At 70.7% G+C, this 25,062-nt stretch carries 18 protein-coding genes and 2 pseudogenes; 10 read left to right on the top strand and 10 right to left on the bottom strand.

Annotation, left to right across the window (positions count from 1 at the left end; genetic code table 11):
• Positions 1 to 5: 5 nt before the first annotated feature.
• Positions 6 to 2,510 (bottom strand): VWA domain-containing protein, encoded by a 2,505-nt coding sequence (locus tag SY2F82_RS06300; protein WP_200417963.1) that lies wholly within the window; start codon positions 2,508 to 2,510, stop codon positions 6 to 8.
• Complete coding sequence (locus SY2F82_RS06295; protein WP_236041226.1) at positions 2,500 to 3,282, bottom strand: hypothetical protein; 783 nt, start codon at positions 3,280 to 3,282, stop codon at positions 2,500 to 2,502. The genes SY2F82_RS06300 and SY2F82_RS06295 overlap by 11 nt, the downstream gene beginning before the upstream one ends.
• Before the next feature lie 154 nt (positions 3,283 to 3,436).
• Here SY2F82_RS06295 and SY2F82_RS06290 point away from each other — a divergent pair, with 154 nt between their 5' ends.
• The 3 genes from SY2F82_RS06290 to SY2F82_RS06280 all read left to right on the top strand — a co-directional run bounded on the left by SY2F82_RS06290 (position 3,437) and on the right by SY2F82_RS06280 (position 8,960).
• Positions 3,437 to 3,862 (top strand): OsmC family protein, encoded by a 426-nt coding sequence (locus tag SY2F82_RS06290; protein ID WP_200417962.1) that lies wholly within the window; start codon positions 3,437 to 3,439, stop codon positions 3,860 to 3,862.
• 164 nt (positions 3,863 to 4,026) lie between these two features.
• Positions 4,027 to 5,889, top strand: a complete 1,863-nt coding sequence (dnaK, locus tag SY2F82_RS06285; RefSeq protein WP_200417961.1) for a molecular chaperone DnaK — start codon at positions 4,027 to 4,029, stop codon at positions 5,887 to 5,889.
• Between the two features lie 353 nt (positions 5,890 to 6,242).
• Positions 6,243 to 8,960, top strand: a complete 2,718-nt coding sequence (locus SY2F82_RS06280; protein ID WP_236041310.1) for a SpoIIE family protein phosphatase/ATP-binding protein — start codon at positions 6,243 to 6,245, stop codon at positions 8,958 to 8,960.
• Between the two features lie 43 nt (positions 8,961 to 9,003).
• On the opposite strand, the pseudogene SY2F82_RS06275 reads toward SY2F82_RS06280, so the two are convergent.
• Together SY2F82_RS06275 and SY2F82_RS06270 are read right to left on the bottom strand one after the other, a co-directional pair.
• A pseudogene (locus SY2F82_RS06275) lies at positions 9,004 to 9,426 on the bottom strand (DUF5753 domain-containing protein); the annotation flags it as partial.
• 20 nt (positions 9,427 to 9,446) lie between these two features.
• Positions 9,447 to 10,289: a helix-turn-helix domain-containing protein gene (locus SY2F82_RS06270; protein ID WP_200417959.1), complete on the bottom strand. Its 843-nt coding sequence runs from the start codon at positions 10,287 to 10,289 to the stop codon at positions 9,447 to 9,449.
• 28 nt (positions 10,290 to 10,317) lie between these two features.
• On the opposite strand from SY2F82_RS06270, the gene SY2F82_RS06265 reads away from it, so the two are divergent.
• The 3 genes from SY2F82_RS06265 (at position 10,318) to SY2F82_RS06255 (ending at position 12,555) form a co-directional block, all read left to right on the top strand.
• Positions 10,318 to 11,382, top strand: coding sequence for an ADP-ribosylglycohydrolase family protein (locus tag SY2F82_RS06265; protein ID WP_200418604.1), 1,065 nt, complete (start codon positions 10,318 to 10,320; stop codon positions 11,380 to 11,382).
• Between the two features lie 107 nt (positions 11,383 to 11,489).
• Positions 11,490 to 11,795 carry a 4a-hydroxytetrahydrobiopterin dehydratase gene (locus SY2F82_RS06260; protein WP_200417958.1) on the top strand — a complete coding sequence of 102 codons (306 nt, stop codon included), beginning with the start codon at positions 11,490 to 11,492 and terminating at the stop codon, positions 11,793 to 11,795.
• 13 nt (positions 11,796 to 11,808) lie between these two features.
• A complete protein-coding gene (locus SY2F82_RS06255; RefSeq protein WP_200417957.1) occupies positions 11,809 to 12,555 on the top strand; it encodes a class I SAM-dependent methyltransferase in 747 nt (248 codons plus the stop codon).
• 19 nt (positions 12,556 to 12,574) lie between these two features.
• Here SY2F82_RS06255 and SY2F82_RS06250 read toward each other — a convergent pair whose 3' ends face one another.
• A complete protein-coding gene (locus tag SY2F82_RS06250) occupies positions 12,575 to 13,036 on the bottom strand; it encodes a hypothetical protein (RefSeq protein WP_200417956.1) in 462 nt (153 codons plus the stop codon).
• A complete protein-coding gene (locus tag SY2F82_RS06245; protein WP_200417955.1) occupies positions 13,036 to 13,512 on the bottom strand; it encodes a hypothetical protein in 477 nt (158 codons plus the stop codon). The genes SY2F82_RS06250 and SY2F82_RS06245 overlap by 1 nt, the downstream gene beginning before the upstream one ends.
• A 168-nt stretch (positions 13,513 to 13,680) precedes the next feature.
• Between SY2F82_RS06245 and SY2F82_RS06240 the strand changes: the two genes are divergently transcribed.
• The gene (locus SY2F82_RS06240; protein WP_200417954.1) at positions 13,681 to 14,646 is read left to right on the top strand and encodes a YafY family protein; all 966 of its coding nucleotides are present in this window, start codon (positions 13,681 to 13,683) and stop codon (positions 14,644 to 14,646) included.
• Between the two features lie 131 nt (positions 14,647 to 14,777).
• Here the strand turns inward: SY2F82_RS06240 and SY2F82_RS06235 are convergent, their stop codons facing one another.
• Positions 14,778 to 16,079 (bottom strand): vanadium-dependent haloperoxidase, encoded by a 1,302-nt coding sequence (locus SY2F82_RS06235; protein WP_200417953.1) that lies wholly within the window; start codon positions 16,077 to 16,079, stop codon positions 14,778 to 14,780.
• Between the two features lie 317 nt (positions 16,080 to 16,396).
• Entirely contained in the window at positions 16,397 to 19,312 is a 2,916-nt protein-coding gene (locus SY2F82_RS06230; protein WP_200417952.1) for a glycoside hydrolase family 48 protein, read from the bottom strand.
• Between the two features lie 272 nt (positions 19,313 to 19,584).
• Between SY2F82_RS06230 and SY2F82_RS06225 the strand changes: the two genes are divergently transcribed.
• Complete coding sequence (locus tag SY2F82_RS06225; RefSeq protein ID WP_200417951.1) at positions 19,585 to 21,057, top strand: cellulase family glycosylhydrolase; 1,473 nt, start codon at positions 19,585 to 19,587, stop codon at positions 21,055 to 21,057.
• 29 nt (positions 21,058 to 21,086) lie between these two features.
• Positions 21,087 to 22,808: a glycoside hydrolase family 6 protein gene (locus SY2F82_RS06220; RefSeq protein ID WP_200417950.1), complete on the top strand. Its 1,722-nt coding sequence runs from the start codon at positions 21,087 to 21,089 to the stop codon at positions 22,806 to 22,808.
• A gap of 29 nt (positions 22,809 to 22,837) precedes the next feature.
• Here the strand turns inward: SY2F82_RS06220 and SY2F82_RS06215 are convergent.
• Positions 22,838 to 23,089, bottom strand: a pseudogene (locus SY2F82_RS06215) (phytanoyl-CoA dioxygenase); the annotation flags it as partial.
• A gap of 194 nt (positions 23,090 to 23,283) precedes the next feature.
• Between SY2F82_RS06215 and SY2F82_RS06210 the strand changes: the two are divergent.
• Positions 23,284 to 24,156: a trans-aconitate 2-methyltransferase gene (locus SY2F82_RS06210; protein ID WP_200417949.1), complete on the top strand. Its 873-nt coding sequence runs from the start codon at positions 23,284 to 23,286 to the stop codon at positions 24,154 to 24,156.
• An 82-nt stretch (positions 24,157 to 24,238) separates the two neighbouring features.
• On the opposite strand, the gene SY2F82_RS06205 is transcribed toward SY2F82_RS06210, so the two are convergent.
• Positions 24,239 to 24,931 (bottom strand): glycoside hydrolase family 75 protein, encoded by a 693-nt coding sequence (locus SY2F82_RS06205; RefSeq protein WP_200417948.1) that lies wholly within the window; start codon positions 24,929 to 24,931, stop codon positions 24,239 to 24,241.
• Positions 24,932 to 25,062 lie beyond the last annotated feature (131 nt).

Raw genomic sequence — 25,062 nt, 5'->3', positions numbered from 1 at the left:
CCGGGTCAGTACTGCTGCCAGAACCCCGACCGCACCCTGCCGAAGTCGTTCATCGCCCGTACCGTGGTGGCGAAGTGCGGGCCGTGGGAGGCGTCGCTGAACGAAACCATGGTGCCGAGCGTGCCGGCCAGCGTGATCAGTTTCTGCAGGGTCACCTGGTCGTCGCGGAACTCATCGGCGGGCAGACGGCTGTGCGCTGCCTTGAGGATCTCGATGTGCTGGGTCAGCCGGTTCTTCGCCGCCTCCCTGTCCCGGTCGTACAGGTCGTCCAGCGCGTAGAAGGTGACCTCACTCGTCCACAGGCCGATCGCATGCACCGTGACGATCTCTTCCGCCAGCGTCGGCGCCTTGGACAGGTCGATCTCGTGGCGGCGGCTCGCGCGGGCCACGGTGTCCACGTACTGCACGGTGGCAGTGCCCAGTCCCTCCGGGTCACGGCCCGGCGGCACCCTGACCTCGAGGACGACCCAGTACGTCTCACCGAAGGCGAGGTCGGGTGCGAAGATCCGGATGCCCTTCTCCTCGGTGATGATGTCGGGCAGGGCTTCGGTTCCGTAGTCCGTGCGTGCCCGCACGCCCGCCTGCTCCGCCTCGCGGAGGACGGCGGCGCGTGCCCGGAGATCGGTGACGAGGTCGTGTCCGTACAGGTGCCGGATCTCCACCTCGGGGTCGATGTCGAGCTTGAGCTGGATGTCGATGGCGGCCAGATGGTCGCGTCTGGCCAGGTCGCCGAGCAGATCGGTACCCACCTGCTCCGGGCGCGTCACGAACGTCGAGTGGCCGCCGGCCAGCCCCGCCAGCGCCGCCAGTTCGGGCATGCGTGCGTCGGAGCCGAAACCGAAGCAGGAGAGGGTGAGGTCGCCGCGCAGCTTGGCCGCGATGTTCGCACGGATCCGGATCCAGTCCCGTTCGCCGGACGTGGGGTCGCCGTCGGAGAAGACGTAGAGACAGTTGAGGGTGCGCCCGGACTGCGCGTGCCGGCCGATTTCGTCGATGCCGTACTGGACGCCGAGGTTGATGTCGGTCCCGCCGTCGGCGGTCAGTCCCGAGACCACCTCCGCGAAACGGTCGGCGCTCAGGTCCTTCTTGGCAGCGGCGGGCAGGACGGTGCGCACGCTGTGGTCGAAGGTGATGATGCCCAGGCAGTCCGCGGGGCGCAGGGTGTCGTAGAGCGTCTGGAGGGCGGACTTGACCGTGTCCAGCTTCTGCCCTCGCATCGAGTAACTGGTGTCCACGACGAAGACGAAGTTCACCGGGAGCGGTTCGGCGACCGGAGCGTCCTCGGGAGCTGTCTCGCCGGCTTTGAGCGTGATCTCCACGAAGTGGGTCGTGGCCTCGTTCGCCTTGAACTCGCTGTGGACGGCGGCAAGTCCATGGCTCACACCGACGGCCTCCCCGGGGCGCGGGCCGGGCACCTGATCGGTCCGCGCGGCCACGAAGTCGTCGAACCGGATCTGGTCCTGCCCGATGATGACGCCCTGCTCGATGAGATCCTTCGCCCCGAGCGCGGAGCGGGTGCCAAAAGCGTTGTTACGGCGGATGTAGAGGCCGTCGTGGGGGAGGGGGCGGCTGGTGTCGCGGGGAGGGCGGGGCGGGTTCGCCCGGCCGCCGCCCCAGGTCACGGAGTTGTGGGAGCCCGCCTGGACCACCCCGCTCACCACGCCGGCCCAGCCGGAGTCGGCCGCGTAGAGGTCACCGAGACCTAGCGCCATCTCTTCGCGGACAGTGAAGTCGATGTGAGGCCCGTCGCTCGCCGGTGCGGCCGCCCCTACGGTGTCCTGGTGCCTTCGGACAGCGCGCAAGTGGTGCACGACGGCGTCTGCCTGCCCCCGGGAAAACCCGTTGACCCACCGCCCCGAGTGGATCACCCGCCCCTGCCGCAACCACCTCATCAGCAAGGCGTCCGGGGCGTCAGAGCGGGGAACGGTGACGTCCGGGTGGACGATGACGGTCAGTTGTTCCCTGTACAGGCCGACAACAGCGGCTCTGCCCCCGGCCCGTGCGACACGGTCACCCATGAGGACATCCATGACCCGTAAACCGAGCGCCTCCGCAAAGGCCCGGCACTCCGCCTCGCGCACCCGAAGGCGGTCCGAGCCGGGGCCGACCTGGCCCGTCAGCTCGACCACCAGGAACGCCTCCCTGCCGCGGACAGGCGGCGACGCCGCCGGTTCCGAGCCGTCCTCTCCTCCGGGCGTGCACGGGCGCAGTACGGCCCCGATGTGCAGGAAGTTCCACAGCGCGCCACCGGCTTCCGGCCGCGCCGAGAGCGGTTCGTCGCCGGGGTGGGCCACGATCACGGCATCCGGATGCGCCGCGAGCAGCGCGTCCGCCTCGCTCGCGGTACGCGCCACCCGCTTCAGCGGGGACAGGCCCAGGTCGAGCGCCCGGCGGTGTGCCTCGGCCACCAACCGGTCCCCCGTGCCGCCTTCCCCGGCGCCGGTGGCGGCCGTACCGACGTAGACGACGGCCGGCGGCCCGGACGCCGCGTTGCGCTGGTCACTCGGCATGTGCATTCTCCGTACTCCGTGTGGGCAGCGGACACCGGGCCTCCAACTGGCTCCGTGTCCGCACTCCTTCGTCGAACATCCCCTCGGGCCGCAACCGCCGCAGCCACGCGTCGAGTTCAGGGTCGAGCCCGCCGCTCCGCTCCGCCAGCAGCGCCGCCCGGTCACGCTTGGCCGGGTCGTTGGCGAGCAGCAGAAGCGCGATCTTGAGCGCGAGAGCGTAGGGGTCACGGAGATCCAGCTTCAGCGCCTCTTCGACGTAGCCGGTGGCGGCATCGAGGTTCGAGCGGGCCAAGGCGATCCGGGACTTCCAGTACCAGAAGTCCGGGGTCTCCTGGTCCACGTGCGAGGTCTCCAGGGCTTGCTCCGCCTTGTCCGGCTCGTTGAGCGTCACGTACCTGCGGACCGTCGCCAGTGAGCGTTCCGCCTGCGTCGGCTCGCGATCCTGCCGGGGGCGGGAGCGTGGGCCGGTGATGATCCGCACACCGACGAACAACACGGCCAGCAGGAACAGCAGGAGCATGCCCACCAGCACGACGAACTGCTGGACCCCCTTGCTCTCGGCGAGCGTGGCGAAGATCCCGAGGATCGCGACCGCGAACGCGAGGACGACGACCGCTCCGAAGAGTGCGGTCGCCTGTGCCGAGGTGAGCGTCCGGAACATCTTGGTGCGGATGATGTCGCGCACGAAGTCCCGGTAGAGCAGATACAGGACGCCGAGTGCGACCCCACCAAATCCCGCGATTCCCCCGAGGACTTGGAAGAGCTCGAGCATGTCATGGACTGTACGGCCTCGGGCTGACCCCCGTCAGGGGATTCACATGCCCCACGCGGCACGTCACCGCCCCTCCGTCGGGTGTGGCGCGTCCGGGTGTGATCGGATGGGAGCCACGGAACCCGGCATCGGGACCCCATCGAAAGGAAGAACCGTGGCAACCACGCGCACCGCTCACACCGTCTGGGAAGGCAACCTGCTCGAGGGCAACGGCGTCGTCACCTTCGACTCCTCCGGCATCGCCCAGCAGCCGGTCACGTGGGCCTCGCGCTCCCAGGACGCGAACGGCAGGACCAGCCCCGAGGAGCTGATCGCCGCCGCCCACTCCAGCTGCTTCTCCATGGCGCTGTCGCACGGCCTGGCCGGCGCCGGCACCCCGCCCACCAAGCTCGAGACGAAGGCCGACGTCACCTTCCAGCCGGGTGAGGGCATCACGGGCATCCACCTCACCGTCGAGGGCACCGTCCCCGGTATCGACAACGACGCGTTCGTCGCCGCCGCCGAGGACGCCAAGAAGAACTGCCCGGTCAGCCAGGCGCTGGCCGGCACGACGATCACGCTGGACGCCAAGCTCGCCTGAGCCCCACGTTCCCGAAGGTGCCGCGCTTCCCCCCGAGGGGGCGCGGCACCGTCGTTTCCGGGTACCCGGCATCGCATCGGGAGCCCCCCGTCGCGCACGTTGACACGGGGCCACTCAAGATTTGTGATGGAGAGCGGGAAGCGCCCGGGCGGAAGGGGACGGCGATGACACGTGCGGTCGGGATCGATCTGGGGACGACGAACTCGGTGGTGGCCGTCCTCGAGGGTGGTGAGCCCACCGTCATCAGCAACGCCGAGGGCGCGCGGACCACACCGTCGGTGGTGGCCTTCGCCAAGAACGGCGAGGTGCTCGTCGGCGAGGTCGCCAAGCGCCAGGCCGTGACGAACGTGGAGCGCACCGCGCGCTCGGTGAAGCGGCACATGGGCGACGCGCACTGGCGTTTCCCGGAGCAGGGTTCCGTGGACGGCACCCGCTTCCGGGCGCAGGAGCTGTCCGCACGCGTCCTGCAGAAGCTGAAGCGGGACGCCGAGGCGTATCTGGGCGAGGACGTCACGGACGCCGTGATCACCGTGCCCGCCTACTTCGACGACGCCCAGCGGCAGGCCACCAAGGAGGCCGGGGAGATCGCGGGGCTGAAGGTCCTGCGGATCATCAACGAGCCGACGGCGGCGGCCCTCGCGTACGGGCTCGACCGCGGCGAGGAGCAGACCGTCCTCGTCTTCGACCTCGGCGGCGGCACCTTCGACGTCTCCCTGCTGGAGATCGGCGACGGAGTGATCGAGGTCAAGGCCACCAACGGGGACACCCACCTCGGCGGCGACGACTGGGACCAGCGGGTCGTCGACCATCTGGTGCAGCGGTTCAAGAGCCAGTACGGCATCGACCTCGGCGCCGACAAGATGGCGCTTCAGCGGCTGCGGGAGGCCGCGGAGAAGGCCAAGATCGAGCTGTCCAGCTCCACCGAGACGACCGTCAACCTGCCCTACATCACCGCCTCCGCCGAGGGTCCGCTGCACCTGGAGGAGAGGCTGACCCGCGCCCAGTTCCAGGAGCTGACGGCCGAGCTGCTGGACCGCTGCCGGACGCCCTTCCACCAGGCGGTCCGGGACGCGGGCGTGGAGCTCTCCGCGATCGACCATGTGATCCTCGTCGGCGGCTCCACCCGGATGCCCGCGGTCACCGACCTGGTGCGGGAACTCACCGGCAAGGACCCGCACAAGGGCGTCAACCCGGACGAGGTCGTGGCCGTCGGCGCGGCCCTCCAGGCCGGTGTCCTGCGCGGCGACGTCAAGGACGTGCTGCTGCTCGACGTGACCCCGCTGTCCCTCGGCATCGAGACCAAGGGCGGCATCATGACGAAGCTGATCGAACGCAACACGACGATCCCCACGAAGCGTTCGGAGATCTTCTCCACCGCCGAGGACAACCAGCCCTCGGTCGGCATCCAGGTCTACCAGGGTGAGCGGGAGATCGCCGCATACAACAAGAAGCTCGGCGTCTTCGACCTGACCGGCCTGCCGCCGGCGCCGCGCGGGGTGCCGCAGATCGAGGTGACCTTCGACATCGACGCCAACGGGATCATGCACGTCTCCGCGAAGGACCTGGCGACGGGCCGGGAACAGAAGATGACGGTGACCGGCGGCTCGGCGCTCCCCAAGGACGAGATCGACCGGATGATGCGGGACGCGGAGCAGTACGCCGAGGAGGACCGCAGGCGCCGGGAGGCGGCGGAGGCGCGCAACCAGGCGGAGCAGCTCGTCTACCAGACCGAGAATTTCCTGCGGGAGAACGGGGAGCGGGTGCCGGCGGACACGAAGGGCGAGGTGACCGCGGCGGTCGCCGAGCTGAAGGACCTGCTCAAGGAGAGCGCCGACACGGCTGCACTGCGGGCCGGAGTGGACAAGCTCGCCACGGTCAGCCAGAAGATGGGCCAGGCGATGTACGCCCAGTCCCAGCAGACGTCGGCGGAAGGCACCCGGCAGCACACGGCACCGCAGGACGAAGAGGGCGTGGTGGACGCGGAGATCGTCGACGAGGACAGGGACACCAAGGGGGGCGCTGCCTGAGAGTCCCCGCCCGGCTCCCGGCGACCTGCCGCACCGGCGGTTTCGCGTGCCGTCCGTGCCGTACGGCCGGGTCCGCGGCGAGGATCTTCCGGACGGACCGGTGTGGGGATTTCGTGGGGAGCGCGCGCTGATCCGGGGAGGGCCCGACAGCACTGGAGATCTCCCGGCGGGCCGGCGTTTGCACAGGTGGGCGCGGCCTTACGAGCCCGACGGGGCACCCGGCGGCCGGGCCGCGCGGCCCCTGGACGGCGGCCTAGGATCTGGCGCGAACCCGTCGGCCCGGCGGACCGCAGGGAACGCTGTGCTAGAAATGTCGCATGGCGAGCAGAACCGCTCGATTTCGGCGCATATCGATGCGGTCCTTGATCGGCAAAAGCCCACGAAGCGTCGCCGGACAGGTATTCGTCCTGCAGGTGGCGCTGGTCGTGCTGCTCGTGGTCTGCGCCGTGGTCGCCCTGGTGCTGCAGTCGAAGCGGGACACCGGCTCCGAGGCCAAGCGCCGCTCCATAGCCGTCGCGCAGACCTTCGCGCACTCTCCGGGCATCCTGCAGGCGCTGCGCACTCCCGATCCGACGAAGGTGCTCCAGCCCCTCACCGAGAAGGGGCGCAAGTCGGCCGGTGTCGACTTCATCGTGGTCATGGACACCAAGGGCATCCGCTACACCCACCCCCTGCCGAGCAGGATCGGCCACCGGTTCGTGGGCACGATCGGCCCGTCGCTCGACGGGAAGGTCTACACCGAGAGCGTCCACGGCCCGCTCGGCGAGGAAGTCCAGGCCACCGTTCCCGTCGACGATCCCCGGGGCAAGGTGGTGGCCCTCGTCTCCGCCGGTCTGAAGGTCAAGAACGTGACCAACGAGGTGGACCGGCAACTCCCGATCATCTTCGGCGCCGGAGCCGGCGCGCTCCTGGTGACCACCGGGGGCACGGCACTGGTCGGCAGGCGGCTGCGACGGCAGACCCACAGCCTGGCCCCGGACGAGATGACCCGCATGTACGAGCACCACGACGCGGTGCTGCACTCGGTGCGCGAAGGAGTCCTCATCATCGGGGGCGACGGGCGGCTGCTGCTGGCCAATGACGAGGCCAGGCGGCTGCTGGGGCTGCCCCTGGACGCCGAGGGACAGCGCGTGTCGGACCTGGCGGCCCTCGACCCCACGACGGTGGCGCTGCTGGTCTCCGGGCGCGAGGCGACCGACGAGGTGGTCTTCGCGGGGGAACGGCTGCTGGCGGTCAACCAGCGGCCCACGGACCGTGACGGAGGCCCGAAGGGCACGGTGGTGACCCTGCGCGACTCCACCGAGCTTCAGGCGGTGTCCGGCAGGGCGGAGGTCGCGCGGGAGCGGCTGAAGCTTCTCTACGACGCCGGACTGGGCGTCGGCACCACACTCGACGTGGTCCGCACCGCCGACGAGCTGGCCCAGGTCGCCGTCCCCCGCTTCGCCGACTTCGTCACCGTGGACCTGGCCGACGCCGTGCTGCACGGCGAGGAGCCCGGCACCACGGCCACGGACCTGCGCCGCACCGCCGTGCGCGGCGTCCGGGACGACCACCCGCTCTACGAGAGGGGCCGACTGCTCGACTTCGTGCCCTCCACGCCCCAGGCACGCGGCTTCGGCACCGGCCGCGCAGAGCTGGTGACCGACCTGGCGACCGCCGCGGGCTGGCACGCGCAGGACCCGGAGCGCACCAGGGAGGTCGTGGACTACGGCATCCACTCCCTCATCGCCGCCCCGATCCGGGCGCGCGGTGTCGTGCTCGGCATGGCCAACTTCTGGCGCTCCACCCAGCAGAAGCCCTTCGACGAGGAGGACCTGTCACTGGCGGAGGAGCTGGTGGCCCGCGCCGCGGTCAGCATCGACAACGCCCGCCGCTACACCCGCGAGCACACCCTGGCGGTCACCCTGCAGCGGAGCCTGCTGCCGAGGGCCCTGCCCGAGCAGAGCGCCCTCGAGGTCGGTTACCGCTACGTGCCCGCCCAGTCCGGCGTGAGCGGAGACTGGTTCGACGTGATCCCGCTGCCCGGGAGCCGGGTGGCGCTGGTCGTCGGCGACGTGGTCGGTCACGGACTGCACGCCGCCGCGACGATGGGACGGCTGCGGACCGCGGTGCACAACTTCTCCTCCCTCGACCTGCCGCCCGACGAGCTGCTCAGCCATCTCGACGACCTGGTCGGCCGCATCGACCAGGACGAGGCGGGCAGCGAGACGGCCGCGGGCATCGTGGGCGCCACCTGCCTGTACGCCGTCTACGACCCCGTCGCGCGCCGCGTCGCCATGGCACGCGCCGGACACCTGGCGCCCGCGCTGGTGCACCCCGACGGTGGCGTCACCTTCCCCGAACTGCCGGCCGGACCGCCGCTCGGCCTCGGCAGCATGCCCTTCCAGACGGCCGAGCTGGAACTCCCCGAGGGCACCCAGATCGTGCTCTACACCGACGGCCTCATCGAGGACCGCACCCGCGACCTGGACGTGGGCATGGAGATGCTGGGCGCCGTGCTCGCCGGCCACCCCGGGCGCTCGCCCGAGGAGAGCTGCCAGGCCGTGCTGGACCAGCTGCTGCCCGGACGGCCCAAGGACGACGTCGCTCTGCTCATCGCCCGTACCCGGGTGCTGCCGGCCGACCGGATCGCCGACTGGGACGTGCCGCCCGACCCGTCCGCCGTCGCCGGGATGCGCGTCGCCCTGTCCCGCAAGCTCGACGAGTGGGGCCTTGCCGAACTCGGCTTCGGCATGGAACTCGTCCTGAGCGAACTCGTCACCAACGCCATCCGCTACGGCTCCCCGCCGATCCGTGTGCGGCTGATCCTCGACGACAGGACGCTGGTCTGCGAGGTGGCCGACGGCAGCAGCACCTCACCGCACCTGCGGTACGCGGCGACGACCGACGAGGGAGGCCGGGGCCTGTTCCTGGTGTCGCGGATGGCCGAGCGCTGGGGCACCCGCTACACGCCCCAGGGCAAGGTCATCTGGGCCGAGCAGGCGCTCCCCGGAGCCGGCGGGACCTCCGCGCGGTCCGCGCCCGACTCGGACGCGGACCTGCTGGACATGTGGGCGGAGGAACTGCCGTGACCGGGCTGCCGGGCGGGGCGGTGCCGCCTCGGGCGGTGCCGGATCAGAACCTGTCGCGGTACTCCCGCAGGATCTCCCGCGTGCGCGTCACGGAGGCCGCCTGCGCCGACATGTGGTCCAGGACCTCCAGGTGCAGGGCCACCTCGGTGCGCGAGTCGAGGTAGAGGGCGCCGGTCAGGTACTCGCTGTAGACCATGTCGGGCAGCTCCGGCTCCGCGAAGCGGAACAGCACGAACGGCGTGTACGTCCCCGGGTGGGGGCCGGAGGCGTACTCGGCCACCTGCAGCGTGATCGCCGGGTTCTCGGAGGCCTCCAGGAGGCGGTCGAGCTGGTCGCGCATCACCTGGGAGCGGATGCTGACCGGGCGCCGCAGCACCGTCTCGTCCATGATCACCCACAGGTGGGGCGGATTCTCCCCGAGTCTCACGGGGTCGGAGAACACTCGAGTGCACAGACGGCGGCGTATCGCCGCTTACCGACGAGCCGTCATGTTCCTCGCGACTGGAGGTACTTCACCGTCGCCGGATCCGCAGGCAGGAACGTCTCGATGGCCAGTTCCGCGACCGTCACGTCCATCGGGGTGTTGAAGGTGGAGATGGACGACACGAAGGACAGCACGCGGCCCTCGTGTTCGATCCGCATCGGCAGCGCGAAGTACGGGACCTCCTCGGCCTCCTCGCCCGGTCCGGACGCGGGCTCGCTCCGGTCCGGGACCGGGTACGCCGCCACCTCCTCGTACAGCGCGCGCAGAGTCGGCGAGCGCTGCAGCGCGATCTGGCGCTCCATCTGCGCGAGCAGGTGGCCCCGCCACTCGGCCAGGTTGCGGATGCGCGGCGCCAGGCCCTCCGGATGCAGCGTCAGACGCATGGCGTTCAAGGGCGGGGCGAGCAGGTGGTCCGGGACGCCCTCCAGGAACATCGCGATCCCCCGGTTCGCCGCCACCACCTCGTACGTCGCGTCCACCACCAGCGCCGGATAGGGCTCGTAGCCCTGCAACAGCCGCTCCACACCCGCCCGCAGCGCCTCCATCGACGGGTCGTCCAGCGGTGTCTCCGGGTAGTGCGGGGCGTAACCCGCCGCCAGCAGCAGCGCGTTGCGTTCCCGCACCGGCACCTCCAGATGTTCGGCGAGCCGCAGCACCATCTCCTCGCTGGGCCGCGACCGGCCCGTCTCGACGAAGCTGATGTGCCGCGCCGACGAGCCCGCCCGCAGCGCCAGTTCCAGCTGACTGACCCGCCGCCGCTCCCGCCACCCGCGCAGCAGCGGACCGATCCCCTGCTCCGAGGGGGCGGGGGAAGGGGCGGCGGGTGAGGACGCGACAATGGTCATACCGATGACCGTAGTCGAGGAGTGGTGCATGGACGACCGGCTGACCCCGTCCTGGGAGGCGACCGCGATCTACCGGGCCAGGGTGCGAGGATCCCTCCTCGGCGGCGCGATCGGCGACGCCCTCGGGTACCCGGTCGAGTTCGCCTCCCTGGACCGAATCCGCGCCACGCACGGCGCGAAGGGCGTCACCGGTCTCGTACCCGACGGGCAGGGTGCCGTGGGCCGCGTCACCGACGACACGCAGATGACCCTGTTCACGGTGGAGGGCCTGCGGCAGGCGCACGAGCGCGAGCGCCACAAGGGCATCGGCGGCGGCTGGCCCCGGCTGGTACGGGACGCCTACGGCCGCTGGCTCGACACCCAGCGCCTGCCCGGCCCGCCCGCCGGCGCCGCCGGACTCGCCGCACAGGGGTGGCTGTACGCGCGCCGCGCCCCCGGCAACGCCTGCCTCTCCGGTCTCGCCCAGGACTTCGTGCCCGATCCCGGCGCCGCACTGGGCCGCCCCGGCCCGGTCAACTCCGACTCCAAGGGCTGTGGCGCGGTCATGCGCTCGGCGCCGTTCGGTCTCGCCCGGGTGCCCGGCGACACCGCGTTCCTGATGGCCGCGTTGTGCGCCCAGACCACCCACGGCCACCCCACCGGTTACTACTCCGCGGGCGCCTTCGCCGCGATGGTCGCGTACCTGGTGGAGGGCGACTCCCTGGAGGGCTCCGTACTGCGCGCCCTGCGCCTGCTCGCCCGCCACCCCGGCCACGAGGAGACCACGGCCGCACTGCGGCGCGCCCTCGACCTGGCCGGCGAGGGCGCGCCGACCGCGGAGAAGGTGCAGACGCTCGGTGGGGGCTGGATCGGCGAGGAGGCCCTGGCCATCGCCGTGTACTGCGCCCTCGTCGAGCCCGACGTCCGGCAGGCCCTGCTGCTGTCCGTCAACCACTCCGGCGACAGCGACTCCACCGGCGCGATCTGCGGCAATCTCCTCGGCGCCCGCCACGGCGACCACGGGCTGCCGCACGAGTGGCTGGAGCGCGTCGAGGGACGGGCCGAGACGACGGTCCTGGCGGACGACTTCGCCGCGGAGTGCGCAGGACGCTGAGAGCCCGTGGCACACCTGAGGGCCACGGCCGCGCGTACGGGGCCGGACGAAGGGGATGTGACAGGGTGGGGCCGTCCCCGCGTCGGTCGTACGGAAGGAGCCAGGTCATGCCCGTCGAACCACTGTCGCAGAAGGAGATCGAGGACCGGCTGGCGGAGCTGCCCGGCTGGTCCCTCGAGGGCGACCGGATCGCCCGCTCCTACCGGCTCGGCACGCACTTCGCGGCGACCGCGATGGTCGTGCACATCGCCCAGGTGCAGGAGGAGCTGGACCACCACTCCGACCTCACCCTCGGCTACAACACCGTCTCCCTGACGGTGAACACGCACAGCGCGGGCGGCGCCGTCACCGACCTGGACTTCGAACTGGCCCGCAGGGTCGAGGAACTGGCACCCGGTCACGGCGCGCACTGAGCGGTCCCCGCACGTGCTGGACTACGAGAAGGAAGCCGCGGAGTACGACGCCCTGCGCGGCGGCGAACCCCGGGCCGCCGCGGCGGCCGACGCCGTGCTCTCACTGGTACCCGAGGGCGCCGGCCGACTGCTCGACGTGGCCTGCGGCACGGGCATCGTCACGCGGCGGCTCGCGGCCGCGCGGCCCGGGCTGCGGGTCGTGGGCGCGGACCTGGCGTACGGGATGGCGTGCCGGGCCGCCGGCCGGTTGCCCGGTGCCGTCGTCCTCGCCGACAGCCGCCGACTGCCGTTCGCGGACGGGGCGTTCGACGCGGTCACCAGCGTGTGGCTGCTGCATCTCCTGGACGGTCCCGACGCGGTGCGAAGCGTGCTGGCCGAGTGCGCCCGGGTGCTGCGGCCGGGCGGTGTCCATGTCACCACCGTCGACAAGGCCGCCTCCCACGATGTGGGCAGCGACATCGACGCCGTGCTCGCCCCCCGCCCGCGCCGGCCCGCGGAAGACGCCGCCGAAGCGGTCGCGGCGCACGCCGCCGCCTGCGGCCTGGTCCCGGCCGGCGGGGCCCGCTTCGCCGGGACCGGCCAGGGCCGCAGCCCCCGCCGCACCCTGGCGGACCTGCGCCGCGGCTGGTTCGTCACCCTGGCCCCCGGCGACCCGCTCACCGAACGGATCGCCGGCGAACTCGCGGCACTCCCGGACCAGGACCGGCCGCGTCCCGACCCGGTGTTCACCCTGCGGGCGTTCCGCAAGGCCGGGGTCTGAACGAGGGGACCTGGTGGCCTCAGACGGGCCTGCTGAACTCCATGACCCAGTTGGTCACCCAGGTCTCCCCGCCGTCCACCGAGAACGCCTGCTCCCAGCGGGCGGCGGTGGGCGAGATCCCCGACCACACGAACCGGACCCGCACGTCCTTGCCGTCGTATGTGTCGTCGCCGTGGAACTCGCCCCGGTCGCCGTCGAACTGCCCGATCACGGGCGGGAACAGCTTTCCGCTGGTGCTGGAGGACCAGTTCAGCGACCACTGCTCGGTCTCCCGGTCGAACAGCCTCAGGGTGAGCCCCTTCGACCCCAGGTGCGGCATGTCGATCTCGTCGATGTTCGCCGCCCCGTCGAACAGCGGCCGGCAACGGCTCGTCGCCGTGAACTCCTCCCAGTGGCTGCCGGGGTCGAGGAAGTCGGTCCGGCGGCGGTTGAGGACCTGCCACTCGCCGTGGAGGAAGTCGAAGTCGTGCGGGCTGCTCATCAGCGGTCTCCTGTCGTGCCCTCGGGCAGCGAATCGGTCAGGTAGGCGTTGAGGTCGGGGACCTCGGGTGCGAGCAGATGCCGTACCCAGGCGTCCCGTTCGTGCAGAACCGGCGGCAGTTCCCAGACGCAGCCGATCCACGGCCGCTCGGTCAGGACGAAGTGAGCGGCGTCCCGGTCCGGGCAGCCGAGCACAGGCTGGCCGGCCGCCGCGCCACGGAAGTGCAGGACGTTGTCCCACACCCAGCTGTACGCGTTCAGATAGGCGCCGTCGTCGTCGCCCCGGTGCAGCACGACGAACGTCGCGGGCGGCGTGGCGTCCGGCTCGGGCAGCAACTGGGGCAGCATCGCGTACGCCGCCTTCTCGACGTCCGGCGCGATGCCGGCCGGGTCGGCGGTGACGTGGTAGCGCTTGATCCAACGGCCCGCCACCTCGATCGGCGGCGGCACGGTGAGGAGTTTCTCCCTGAAGGCCATGCCAGGGACGCTAAGGCCGGTTCCCTGACATCTTGTGTCAGTGAAGACCATACGCAGAACCAGGCGAACACGTCGGAGAGCCGGTGCCGCGCATGGATGCGTCACCGGCCCCACAGCCCCTTGCTGCGGTGACCGTTCCTCTTTCGTCTTCGGTGACACACTGTGTCAGTGAAGTCCAGTCGGCTCGTCTCCATCCTGCTGCTGCTCCAGACCCGCGGCCGGATGACCGCCGCCCAGCTCGCCGAGGAGCTGGAGGTCTCGGTGCGCACCGTCTACCGGGACGTCGAGGCGCTGCACGCCGCGGGCGTCCCGCTCTACGGCGACGCCGGGCACGCGGGCGGCTACCGGCTGCTCGACGGCTACCGCACCCGGCTCACCGGACTGACCGCGGGCGAGGCCGAAGCCCTGTTCCTGTCCGGCGCCCCAGGGCCGGCCGCCGCACTGGGACTGGGCTCCGTCCTCGCCGCAGCCCAGCTCAAGGTCCGCGCCGCACTGCCGCCCGAACTGCGCGTGCACGCCGACCGGATCAGCGGCCGCTTCCACCTGGACGCCCCCGGCTGGTACGCGGACGCCGACGACGCCCCGTTTCTGCCCGCCGTCGCGGCCGCCGTCTGGAACAGCCGCGTGCTGCACGTCCTGTACCGGCGCTGGCGCGAGCCCACCGATGTGGAGCGCCGTCTGGAGCCGTACGGACTCGTGCTGAAGGCGGGGCGCTGGTACGTGGTCGCCGGGCCGGGACCGCGCACCTTCCGCGTCGACCAGATCCTCGAACTCAGTTCGAGCGACGAGGAGTTCACCGTCCCCGACGACTTCGATCTGGCCACCTACTGGGCGGCGTACCAACGGGATTTCCACGACCGGCTGTACCGCGGCGAGGCGGTCGTCCGGCTGGCCCCGGGTGCGCGGCTCACCGGATCGGCGGCAAGGGCGGTCGAAGCCAACGGCCGGAAGACGGCCGACGGTTGGACTCTGGCCACCGTACCGATCGAGTCCGTCGAGCACGCGCACGGCGAGTTCCTGAGCCTGGGCGCGGACATCGAGGTCCTGGAACCCGAGGAGTTGCGCCGGCGGATCGCCCGGACGGTGTCCGAGCTGGTGCGGAGGTACGAGCCGTCGCCGGCTCAGGGTGTGTAGACGGTGGGTCGGGGCGGAGTGGGCATGCTGCTGCCGATGGAGAAGCCGGGGTGCGGGGGCTGGTTGTGACCTCGGCGGCGTGCCCTGGCGCTTCCGGGGGCGCGTGCTGGTACGGCACGAGCCCCCCCGGGTCATGGGCGCAGCGGCTGGAAATAGTGGGTCAGCGCCCAGGTGCCGATCCGCTTGCCGGCCTGGGCCCCGGCCACGTCCGCCGAGCGGAAGTGGATTCCGGCCCACACACGTGCGTCGATCATGTCCTGGTCGAGCTGGTCGGCGTATGCGTAGTGCCGGGTGGTGCCGGTGATCTCGGACGGGATGTTCAGGTCCAGCCGTGTCGTGCCGAGGATTCCGCTGAGGGTCCGGGTCACCGCACCGGTGACCGTGGTGTGACCGCTGAGGTAGTCCGGGTGCGGTGGCGTGAGGAGCAGCGGCTGCCACTGCGGGTCGGCCTGGGTCGCGGGGTTGCCGTCGGTGTCGGCCAGTTGGACGGCGGTGATGGGCCGCCAGCGCCCGTACCGGAGCTTGGCGTCCCAGGCGGTGATGACGGCATCGGTCGCCGACGTGTTCGCCGCGGCGAACACGCGCGCCGTCTCGGCGATGCCCAGGTGGTGCCGGTCGGTGTAGTCCCTGAGCGCCGCCTGGATCTGTGTCACCAGACTGCCCCCGAAGAACAGGGCCGTCTCGGTCTGGAGCGCGGTGCGGGGCGAGCCGGTCTTCGCGCCCATGCTCTTCACCTCGTTCAGGTCCTGGGCATAGCGCGCCGAGTGCAGGGCGGGGGGCGGACCGGGACGGAACTGGTCCGGGGAGAGCAGCAGCATCGGGCGCAGCCTGCCGAGCCAGGGGTCGATGAAGGGCAGATGGCCGGGCGGGGTGGGCCGCCAGACACCGGGCGCCGGCGGGGTGGTGAACTGCACGGGCGCGTTGCGGCCGTCGCCTTCGCGCAGGGTGATGAGGCGGTCGGCGGCGCGCTCTCCGAAGTCCACGCCCTGTGTCTTCGCCGTGCCGTCGGGAATCCCGGCGAGCCAGTCGGCGTAGGCGGCGTCGAGCCCGGCCCGGGACGCGGGGAAGTAGGTGAGCAGGACGCGGTGCGCCGCGGCCACGGCCGCCGCCTCGGGCGATGCGGTGGAGGGGCCGCGTTCCTGCCACTTGTACGGGGCGTAGTCGCCCTGGATGCCCACCACGGCGTTGTAGACGGCGGCCGAGACGAACCCGTGCCAGACGACCGCCTGCCCCGATGGGCGCGTGGGGCCGAGGTTGGTGGCGATGGTGTCCGCGGCGATGGCGTTCCATGCGCGGATCGCCGCGGGGTCCGCCGAAGGGACCGCGTGACGGGCGGCGGTGGCGGGGGACCCGGCCAGGACGGTGACGACGAGGAGCAGGAGTGAGGTGACGGCGCCGAGGGCGGCGGACCTGCGGGGACGAGAAGCTTCCATGACCGGCATAACCGTCCGGCGTGCGCATGGTCACGCTGATGGGTGGGTGGGTGCGTGCCGTGCGCCCGGCACGCACCCACCCATCCATCAGCTCACCGTGCAGGCCTGGTCACCCGGTTTGAAGGCCGGGCGGCCTCCAGTGCGGGTGAGGGCCGCCCGGCCGGGTGGCCTCGTCGTCAGGTGACGAGGCCGCGCACGCGGAGCTTCCAAGCGGTTCCGGCGAAGCGCGGTGAACCGCCGCGCCCCTTCAGGGGCGCGACCAGCCACGGACGGCCCGCAGCCGAACCACCGCCCTTCGCACGGAGCGCTTGGCGGGGCTATTCGAGGAGCTCCGCGTACGAGCCCATGGCGAGGGCGATGTCCGCCTGGGCCCAGAACCGGTGGTACGTGAACGAGGGCGCGGCACCGCCCTTCAGGTAGGCCTCGATCTTCGACCAGGCCGGGTCGTTCTTGTAGAAGGACCTCAGCGAGGTGAAAGTGGACGAGGAGTTGATCGCGTCGCCGTTCGGCATCGTGCCGCTCCAGCCGTTCGGCACGTACACCGAGTCGCCGAACCGGCTGTAGTCCGTGCGGGTCTCCGGGACGGCGATGCCCAGGCTGTCCTGGTAGTTGCTCCACATGCCGTCCAGCAGCGCCTTGGCCGTGGACTTCGCCGTCGCGTCACCGGACTTGGCCGCGTAGTACGTCAGGGTCTTCGCGTACGCGGCTGCCACACCCACGTCGTCGGTGTAGTCCGCGACGGTGACGTGCAGCCCGGAGTTGGAGCCCGGGCTCGACGGGTTCCAGGTGTCGGGCCGGCCCGACCACTGGAGCGTGGAGGGGATCCGGTAGGTGCCGTCCGGGTTGACCGTGGTCTTGGACAGCGCCCACTTCACCCACTTGTCGAGGACCGCCTTCGCCGTGGTGTTCCCCGTCTGCTGGTAGTACTCCGCGACCCGCTCCATCGACCAGGCCTGGAAGCCGAACCACTGGTTGGACGGCGGGTCGTGGTAGACCGGCTGCCAGTCGTAGTACATGCCGTAGAAGGTGGAGGTGTCGGCCGGCGGCGTCGCGTACCGGCCCTGCCAGCTGTTGGTCGCGCCGCCCGCGATGGCACCCTCGGACGACTGCAGCCACTGGTAGAACTCCAGCTGCCGCTGCAGCGACTTGGACCAGTCCGAGGCGCCCGTCGCCGACTTGGGCTTCAGGTCGGCGTAGGAGCTGAGCGCGTACGCGGCGAGCGGGTTCTGGTAGCCGCCGTGGACGTGGCTGGAGCCGATGCGCCAGGCCCAGCCCGCGGAGGTGTCCAGGGCGCCGCCCCAGGCGTAGTACCAGGACAGCAGGTAGTGCGAGGCGTCCTTGCCGGTGCCCGCCGGGCAGGACGAGGCGCCCACGCAGTTGCCGATCTTCTTGAAGTACTTGTCGTACATCGCGTAGCGCAGGTAGTCGCCCATCTTCGCGGCCTTGCCCACGGTCGCGGAGACGTCACCGCCCTTGCCCTGCTGCTTGGCCCACACGTCCGCCCAGTACGCAGCCTGCACGGCGCGCGCGTCGGCGTCCGGAGCGTCGGTGAACTTCCACTGCTTGGCGTACGACGAGTCGCCGGTGAACAGGTCCAGATAGCCGTTCTTGCCGCCGTACTTGAATGAGTCGCAGGTCGGCTGCGGCACCGTCTCCCACACCGACTCCTGCGGACCGCGCTGGAAGGTGTTGATGTACGACGGTCCGGTGGCCGTCGGGCCCGCCTCGCACTTGCCGGGCTCGTTGCCGTACCCGTAGACGTTGTCGACGTCCTGCAGCCAGTGCATGCCGTAGACGTCGTCCGTGCCGTACGCGCTCTTCAGCTCGCCCGCGATCGGGTCCGAGCCGACCGGGACGGACGTGTCGAGCTTCGCCGGGTACTCGTTCGGGGTGTCCAGCTCGGGCGCGTAGGTCGCGGGCTTGGAGGCGTTGTAGAAGGAGGTGGTCGGCTGGTCGGTGTGGGTCGGGATCATGTACTTCTCCATCAGACCCCAGGCGCCGTTGAACTTCGACCAGTCGCCCGTCACCTTCCCGTACATGGCCTGCAGCCACAGCAGATAGCTGTACGCCTCCGACGTCGTCTCATGGCCCTGGTCCGGCGCCTCGACGATCAGCGTCTCCACCGAGTGGTACGGGATGCCCTCGGGGGAGAAGTAGCCGTTCGCCGGGTTGGTGATCTTGCCGTAGAGGTCCAGGAAACGGGCGTCGTACGCCTTCGTGGCCGCCAGCTCCGTGACGGTCACCGTGGCCTTGGTGTAGCCGGTCGCGGAGGCCGTGAAGGTGGCCGATCCGGTACCGGAGGCGTCCGCCGTGACGGTCACCGTCTGGGCCGTGTTCCAGTTGGACGGCGTGAAGGTGAGCGAGGAGCCGCCGGTGACGGACAGGCCGGTGTTGCCGTCCGTGCGGGCGACCGACACCGTCACGTTCGCGCTCGGCTGCTTCGACAGCGTGACGCCGAAGGCACCCGTCTTGCCCTGCTGGACGCCGAGCTGGGTCGGCGAGGCCACCACGGCGGGACCCGAGGCGACTGTGATGCCGACCGGCGTGGACTCCGCCGACGCGCCGAGACCGTCGTACGCCTTCGCCACCAAGGAATGACTGCCCACGGTCAAGCTTGAGACCGAGAGCGAGTAGGGCGCGCTCGTGTCGGTGCCCAGCAGCGTCGTGTCGTCGTAGAACTCGACCTTGCTGATCGTCGCGTTGTCGGCGGCGGCCGCCGTCGCGGCGAGCGGAATCGCGTCGCCCTGGGTGTAGACCGCGCCGGCGGCCGGGCTGGTCAGCACGGTGACCGGCGGCTGGTGCGCGCCCGCGCAGGTGGTGCCGTTGACGGCGAAGTTCGTCGGCGCGGCGTTCGTGCCGCTGTACGTGAACTGGGCGCCCGTGTTCACGGCGGCCCCGGCGGCGATCGTGCCGTTCCAGGAGGCGTTCTTCACCGTGATCGACTTGCCGGACTGGGACCAGGTGCCGCTCCAGCCGTTGCTCAGCGTCTGGTTGCCTGTGTAGTCGTACGTCAGCGTCCAGCCGTTGACGGCGTCGGTGCCCCGGTTGGTGATCGTGAGGTCCGCTGTGAAGCCGGAGCCCCAGTCGTTGGTCTTGTAGTCGATGCTGCACTGGACTGCCGCCGCATGGGCGGGAGTCGTGCCGTTCGCGAGCATCGTCAGGGGGAGTGCGAGGGCCGCCCCGGCGGCGGTCCAGAGCCGCCGCGCCACGCGGCGTCTCGGTCTTTGGACCATGTGCTGGTTCCTCCTTGCGGCTCGGAGCAGAGGTGGGGGGGGGAGGAGCAACAAGCCTTGAACCAGTGGGAGCGCTCCCATATTGGGGAGAGGGTCAAGAGGGGTCAAGGTGCTTGAAGAGTCGAAAAGATTCGACACGGTCCGCTGAAGGAAAGTCAGCGACTCCTCTGTTCTTTGCCGTCACTTGGCGCTACCTTCACCGGCACCAGTGGGAGCGACTCCATCAGTCGACGCGTCCGTCACGGGCGCGCCCGAGCTGCAAGGACTCGCTCATGCGACACCCCCCTCGTTCAGCGCTCTTACTCGTGGCCGGCGCGGTCGTCGTCGGCAGCGTGGTCGTCCCGGTGGTCACGGCCTCGGGCGCCGCACCCGCGTGCACGGTGGAGTACTCCGTCACGAGCCAGTGGGACAGCGGCTTCCAAGGTGCCGTCAGGATCACCAACAACCGTGCGGCTGTGAGTGGTTGGACGCTCACCTTCGACTTCGCGGGCGGTCAGAAGGTCAGCCAGGGCTGGAACGCCAAGTGGTCCCAGTCCGGTACGACGGTGACCGCGACCAACGAGAGCTGGAACGGCTCGCCGGCCACCGGCGCGAGCGTCAGCGCCGGGTTCCTCGCCTCCTGGTCGGGGAGCAACGCCGTCCCGACGGTGTTCAAGCTCAACGGGACGACCTGCAACGTCGACGCCGAACCGACGCCCACGCCGCCCCCGACCGAGCCCCCGGCGAGCGGCTCGGCCCCGGCCCTGCGCGTCGTGGGCAACAAGCTCGTGGACGCCGCCGGCAAGGCCCGTCGCCTGCTCGGCGTGAACCGGTCCGGCGGCGAGTTCATGTGCGTCCAGGGCTACGGCATCTTCGACGGCCCGGTGGACGACGCGGCGATCAAGGCGATCGCCGACTGGAAGGCGAACGCGGTCCGCATCCCGCTCAACGAGGAGTGCTGGCTGGGTCTTTCCAACGTAAAGCCGGAGTACGCGGGCGCCGACTACATCAAGGCCGTCAAGGACCTGGTGGCCCGCGTCGAGGCGCACGGCATGACGCCGATCGTCGAGCTGCACTGGACCCACGGCCAGTACACCGGCAACTCGGCGGGCTGCTCCGACGTGCACGCCACCTGCCAGAAGCCGATGCCGGACGCGCAGTACACCCCCTCCTTCTGGTCGTCGGTCGCCGGGACGTTCAAGGACGACCAGGCGGTGGCGTTCGACCTGTTCAACGAGCCGTATCCGGACCGGGCGACCTCCGGCGTCACGGACGCCTGGAAGTGCTGGAAGGACGGCGGCACCTGCCCCGGTATCCCCTACGAGGTCGCCGGCATGCAGGATCTGGTCGACGCGGTGCGTTCCACCGGCGCCAAGAACGTGATCCTGGCGGGCGGGCTCGCGTACTCCAACGACCTGAGCCAGTGGCTGACGTACAGGCCCAGCGACCCGGCGGGCAATCTCGTCGCGGCCTACCACGTCTACAACTTCAACACCTGCGCGAGCGAGAGCTGCTGGAACTCCACGCTCGCCCCGGTCGCGGCCCAGGTGCCGCTGGTGGCAGGGGAGATCGGGGAGAACACCTGCTCACACGGGTTCGTCGACCGGGTCATGAAGTGGTTCGACGACCGGGACCTGTCCTACCTCGGCTGGACCTGGAACACCTGGGACTGCTCCTTGGGGCCGTCCCTGATCTCCGACTACGACGGAACGCCCACGTCGTACGGCATCGGGCTGCGCGACCACCTGCGCGCCGTCAACCCGTGACTCCGCACACCCGGAAGGAACCCGCACTCATGAGTCGTACCAGAACATCGTTACTGGCCGCCCTGGCCCTCGTCGCGGGCGCGACCGGCACCGCGGTCGTCTCCACCCCCGCGCACGCCGCGGTCCCCTGCACCGTCGACTACAAGGTGCAGAACCAGTGGGACACCGGCTTCACGGCCGCGGTCACCATCACCAACAACTCGGCGGCCAAGTCGAGTTGGTCGGTGAAGTGGTCCTACGCCGGCAACCAGAAGGTCACCAGCGGCTGGAACGCGCAGATCAGCCAGAGCGGGGCCGCCGTCACCGCCGCCAACGAGAGCTACAACGGCGCGCTGGGGACCGGCGGTTCGGTCAGCTTCGGCTTCAACGCCTCCTACAGCGGCACGAACGCGGTACCGGCCACCTTCACGCTCGACGGGGTCACCTGCAACGTCGACGACGGCAGTGGTTCGGGCGGCGGGGGCGGCACCGGTGGCGGAGGCACCGGCAACACCGGCAGCCGCGTGGACAACCCCTATGTGGGGGCCAAGGGGTACGTGGACCCCGAATGGTCGGCCCACGCCGCCGCCGAGCCGGGCGGCAGCCGTATCGCCAACCAGCCCACCGCCGTCTGGCTGGACCGGATCGCCACGATCAACGGTACGGGCGGCGGCATGGGCCTGCGCGCCCACCTCGACGAGGCTCTGAAGCAGAAGGGCTCCGGCGAGTTGGTCGTCGAGTTGGTCATCTACGACCTGCCCGGCCGTGACTGTGCCGCCCTTGCCTCCAACGGCGAACTCGGGCCGAACGACATCGACAAGTACAAGTCCCAGTACATCGACCCGATCGCCTCGATCCTCTCCGACCCGAAGTACGCGGGCCTGCGGATCGTCAACGTCATCGAGCCCGACTCGCTGCCCAACCTGGTCACCAACGCCGGCGGCACCAACACCACCACCGACGCCTGCGTGACCATGAAGAGCAACGGCAACTACGAGAAGGGCGTCTCCTACGCCCTGGGCAAGCTGGGCGCCATCCCGAACGTCTACAACTACATCGACGCCGGCCACCACGGCTGGCTCGGCTGGGACAGCAACCTCGGCCCGGCCGTGCAGGAGTTCACCAAGGTCGCCACGACCAACGGCGCCAGTGTGGACGACGTGGCCGGGTTCATCGTCAACACCGCCAATTACGGCCCCACCACGGAGCCGAACTTCAAGGTCACCGACACGGTGAACGGTCAGACCGTGCGCCAGTCGAAGTGGGTCGACTGGAACCAGTACGTGGACGAGCAGTCGTACGCGCTCGGGCTGCGGGACAAGCTGGTCGCAGCCGGGTTCAACTCCGGTCTGGGCATGCTGATCGACACCTCGCGCAACGGCTGGGGCGGCTCGGCCCGGCCCACCGGTCCCGGCCCGATGACCTCCGTCGACGACTACGTCAACGGCGGCCGCATCGACCGGCGCATCCACGTCGGCAACTGGTGCAACCAGAGCGGCGCCGGACTCGGTCAGCGGCCCACCGCGGCCCCGGCCGCCGGCATCGACGCCTACGTGTGGATCAAGCCGCCCGGCCAGTCCGACGGCTCCAGCTCCGCCATCCCGAACGACGAGGGCAAGGGCTTCGACCGGATGTGCGACCCGACGTACACGGGCAACCCGCGGAACAACAACAACATGTCGGGCGCCCTGCCGAACGCGCCGCTGTCCGGGCACTGGTTCTCGGCCCAGTTCCAGCAGCTGATGCAGAACGCCTACCCGCCTCTGCCGTGACGCGGTGACGCCCAGGTGATCCGCCGGGGTCAGCCCTCCCGGGCCAGGCCCCGGCGGATCGCGGACTCGACCGGTGAGTAGTCGCCGTCCGGCCGCTGAAGCTCGTAGGGGAGGGCCGGTACCAGCGGCGGCTGGGCCATGAAGCGGGGACGGGTGCCGTGGTTCGGCTGGGCCGCGTGCACCAGGAACGGGTGGCAGAGGTAGACGTCGCCGGGGCTGCCGGTGGCGTGAGCGAGCGGACGGTGCGCGGAGGCCTCGACGACCTGTGGGGCGATCTCCAGCATGGACACGCGGCTCCCTCGATCTTGACGAACCCGTCCTCGATGAACCGCTGCACCATCCGGTCGTCCATGGGGGCATCGTCGGCGACCGGCCGGTGGTGGCGCACCCCGTTTTTGCCGTACCGGCAACAGAAGTGGCCCCCTCACGGTGCGTCGGCGCAGGCTGACGGCACCGAGAAGAGAGGGCGACCACCATGGCGCATGAGCACCACGACCATCACGAGCACGCCGACGTGGACTGGGCCACGATGGCCCCGCTGCTGGAGTCGCAGGCCGAACTGCTCACCCCCATGTACCGGCGGATCGCGGGCTGGCTGGGAGAGCGCGGTGCCCGGCCGGGGCTGATCGTCGACGCCGGCAGCGGACCGGGAGCCGTCACCTGTGTCCTCGCCGAGGCATTCCCGGACGCCCGGGTCGTGGCGGCCGACGGCTCCGAGCCGCTGCTGGAACGCGCCCGTATGCGGGCCGCCCGGCTGGGGCTGGCCGACCGCTTCACCACTCTGGCCGGTGAACTCCCCGGTGCCCTCGATGAGTTGGAGTACCCGGCGGACCTGCTGTGGGCGAGTCGCAGCCTGCACCACCTCGGTGACCAGCGCGCGGCACTCGCCGCTTTCGCGGATCGTCTCGCTCCCGGCGGGGTCCTGGCCCTGCTGGAGGGCGGCCTGCCCCCGCGCTGGCTCCCCCGTGACATCGGCATCGGACGCCCGGGTCTGGAGGCCCGGCTGGACGCGGTGGAGACCGAGCGGTTCACCGCGATGCGCGAGGAGCTGCCCGGCGCGGTCGCGGAGACCGAGGACTGGGCCGCGCTCATGACCTCCGTCGGGCTGCGCGTACCGGCAACCCGCACCTTCCTGTTCGAGCTGTCCGCCCCGCTCTCCGACGAGGCCCGCAGCTGTGTCGTCGCCGAGTTCCAGCGCCGTCGCGACAAGCTCGCGCACGGCCTGGACGCGACGGACCGCGCGACCCTGGACCGCCTCCTGGACCCGGACGACAAGTCGAGCCTGTACCACCGCCCCGATGTCTATGTGTTGCAGGCGCACACGATGCACACGGCCGTCAAGGCTTGACCCTCAGAGCGCTCCACGACCGATCGGCCGGCCCGACGGACGTATGCCGGGCGCCCTGTGGCGGGCGCCCGGCATCACGGGCTCAGTTGTTGCGAATGAACTGCTTGGCCAGCGACTCACCGAGGGACACCGCCGCGCTGTGGCTCTCGATCGGTGATACCTGGGAGTTCTTGAACAGGATGTACGTCACGCCGGAGTCGGCGCCACCGGTCGCCGGGTCGGGGTCGATGCCGAGCGCCTTCGCGGTGGCGTAGGACGCCTCGCCGATGATCTTCGTGGGTCCGGTGTCGCCGACGACCGCGTATTCGACCTTGTTGTTGTAGATCACGGCGACAACGCCGCCGCCCTTGATGCCGGAGCTGGAGTACTTCCAGATGCTGCTGGCGCTCGGCACGACGACGTACGGCAGCGAGTCGGCGCGCAGCGGCTTGCCGTCGGACTGGTGGAACGCGGTGTCGTCCTGGAACCAGGGGTCGGTGTCGCCGTTGCACTTGCCGGTGACCTGGCCGTCGCAGTCGACGTCCATGTCGGCCTTCCAGAACACCGCGCCGTTCTTGCCGCACACGGGGACGGTGGCCGAGGTCTCGTCGTCGGTCTTGTACTTGCCGTTCGATATCTGCGAACAGGACGTCACCTTGGCGAGGAGCTCGGCCGCGCTGACCGAGCCCTCCTCCGCGGACTTGGGGGTGGCTCCGGAGGCGTTCGCGGGGAGGACGGCGGTGGCGAGGAGTGCGGCGCCGGCGGCCGCGGCGAGGGTCAGTGGTCGAGTGCGCACTGTGGGGGACCCTTCTGTTAGGAAAGTTTCCTTACCGGTGCGGTACAAGGTGGACCCGTCGGCATGCCCGCGTCAAGCCCCCTGTCTTCTCGCCCTCACTGCCTTCGGCAGACAGCGACGCGCCCCGGAGT

Origin of the sequence: Streptomyces sp. Y2F8-2 (assembly GCF_014905555.1) — a bacterium.
Classification (GTDB): Bacteria; Actinomycetota; Actinomycetes; order Streptomycetales; family Streptomycetaceae; genus Streptomyces; species Streptomyces cynarae.
Note: the sequence above shows the minus strand (reverse complement) of the source record. Positions and strands in the feature narration are given on the sequence as shown.

What these genes read in the sequence shown, in the direction of transcription:
- SY2F82_RS06300 (WP_200417963.1), bottom strand. Translation starts at nt 2,510, where the DNA reads ATGCCGAGTGACCAGCGCAACGCGGCGTCCGGGCCGCCGGCCGTCGTC.
- SY2F82_RS06295 (WP_236041226.1), bottom strand. Translation starts at nt 3,282, where the DNA reads ATGCTCGAGCTCTTCCAAGTCCTCGGGGGAATCGCGGGATTTGGTGGG.
- dnaK (WP_200417961.1), top strand. Translation starts at nt 4,027, where the DNA reads ATGACACGTGCGGTCGGGATCGATCTGGGGACGACGAACTCGGTGGTG.
- SY2F82_RS06280 (WP_236041310.1), top strand. Translation starts at nt 6,243, where the DNA reads ATGCGGTCCTTGATCGGCAAAAGCCCACGAAGCGTCGCCGGACAGGTA.
- SY2F82_RS06270 (WP_200417959.1), bottom strand. Translation starts at nt 10,289, where the DNA reads ATGACCATTGTCGCGTCCTCACCCGCCGCCCCTTCCCCCGCCCCCTCG.
- SY2F82_RS06265 (WP_200418604.1), top strand. Translation starts at nt 10,318, where the DNA reads ATGGACGACCGGCTGACCCCGTCCTGGGAGGCGACCGCGATCTACCGG.
- SY2F82_RS06260 (WP_200417958.1), top strand. Translation starts at nt 11,490, where the DNA reads ATGCCCGTCGAACCACTGTCGCAGAAGGAGATCGAGGACCGGCTGGCG.
- SY2F82_RS06250 (WP_200417956.1), bottom strand. Translation starts at nt 13,036, where the DNA reads ATGAGCAGCCCGCACGACTTCGACTTCCTCCACGGCGAGTGGCAGGTC.
- SY2F82_RS06245 (WP_200417955.1), bottom strand. Translation starts at nt 13,512, where the DNA reads ATGGCCTTCAGGGAGAAACTCCTCACCGTGCCGCCGCCGATCGAGGTG.
- SY2F82_RS06235 (WP_200417953.1), bottom strand. Translation starts at nt 16,079, where the DNA reads ATGGAAGCTTCTCGTCCCCGCAGGTCCGCCGCCCTCGGCGCCGTCACC.
- SY2F82_RS06230 (WP_200417952.1), bottom strand. Translation starts at nt 19,312, where the DNA reads ATGGTCCAAAGACCGAGACGCCGCGTGGCGCGGCGGCTCTGGACCGCC.
- SY2F82_RS06225 (WP_200417951.1), top strand. Translation starts at nt 19,585, where the DNA reads ATGCGACACCCCCCTCGTTCAGCGCTCTTACTCGTGGCCGGCGCGGTC.
- SY2F82_RS06220 (WP_200417950.1), top strand. Translation starts at nt 21,087, where the DNA reads ATGAGTCGTACCAGAACATCGTTACTGGCCGCCCTGGCCCTCGTCGCG.
- SY2F82_RS06210 (WP_200417949.1), top strand. Translation starts at nt 23,284, where the DNA reads ATGGCGCATGAGCACCACGACCATCACGAGCACGCCGACGTGGACTGG.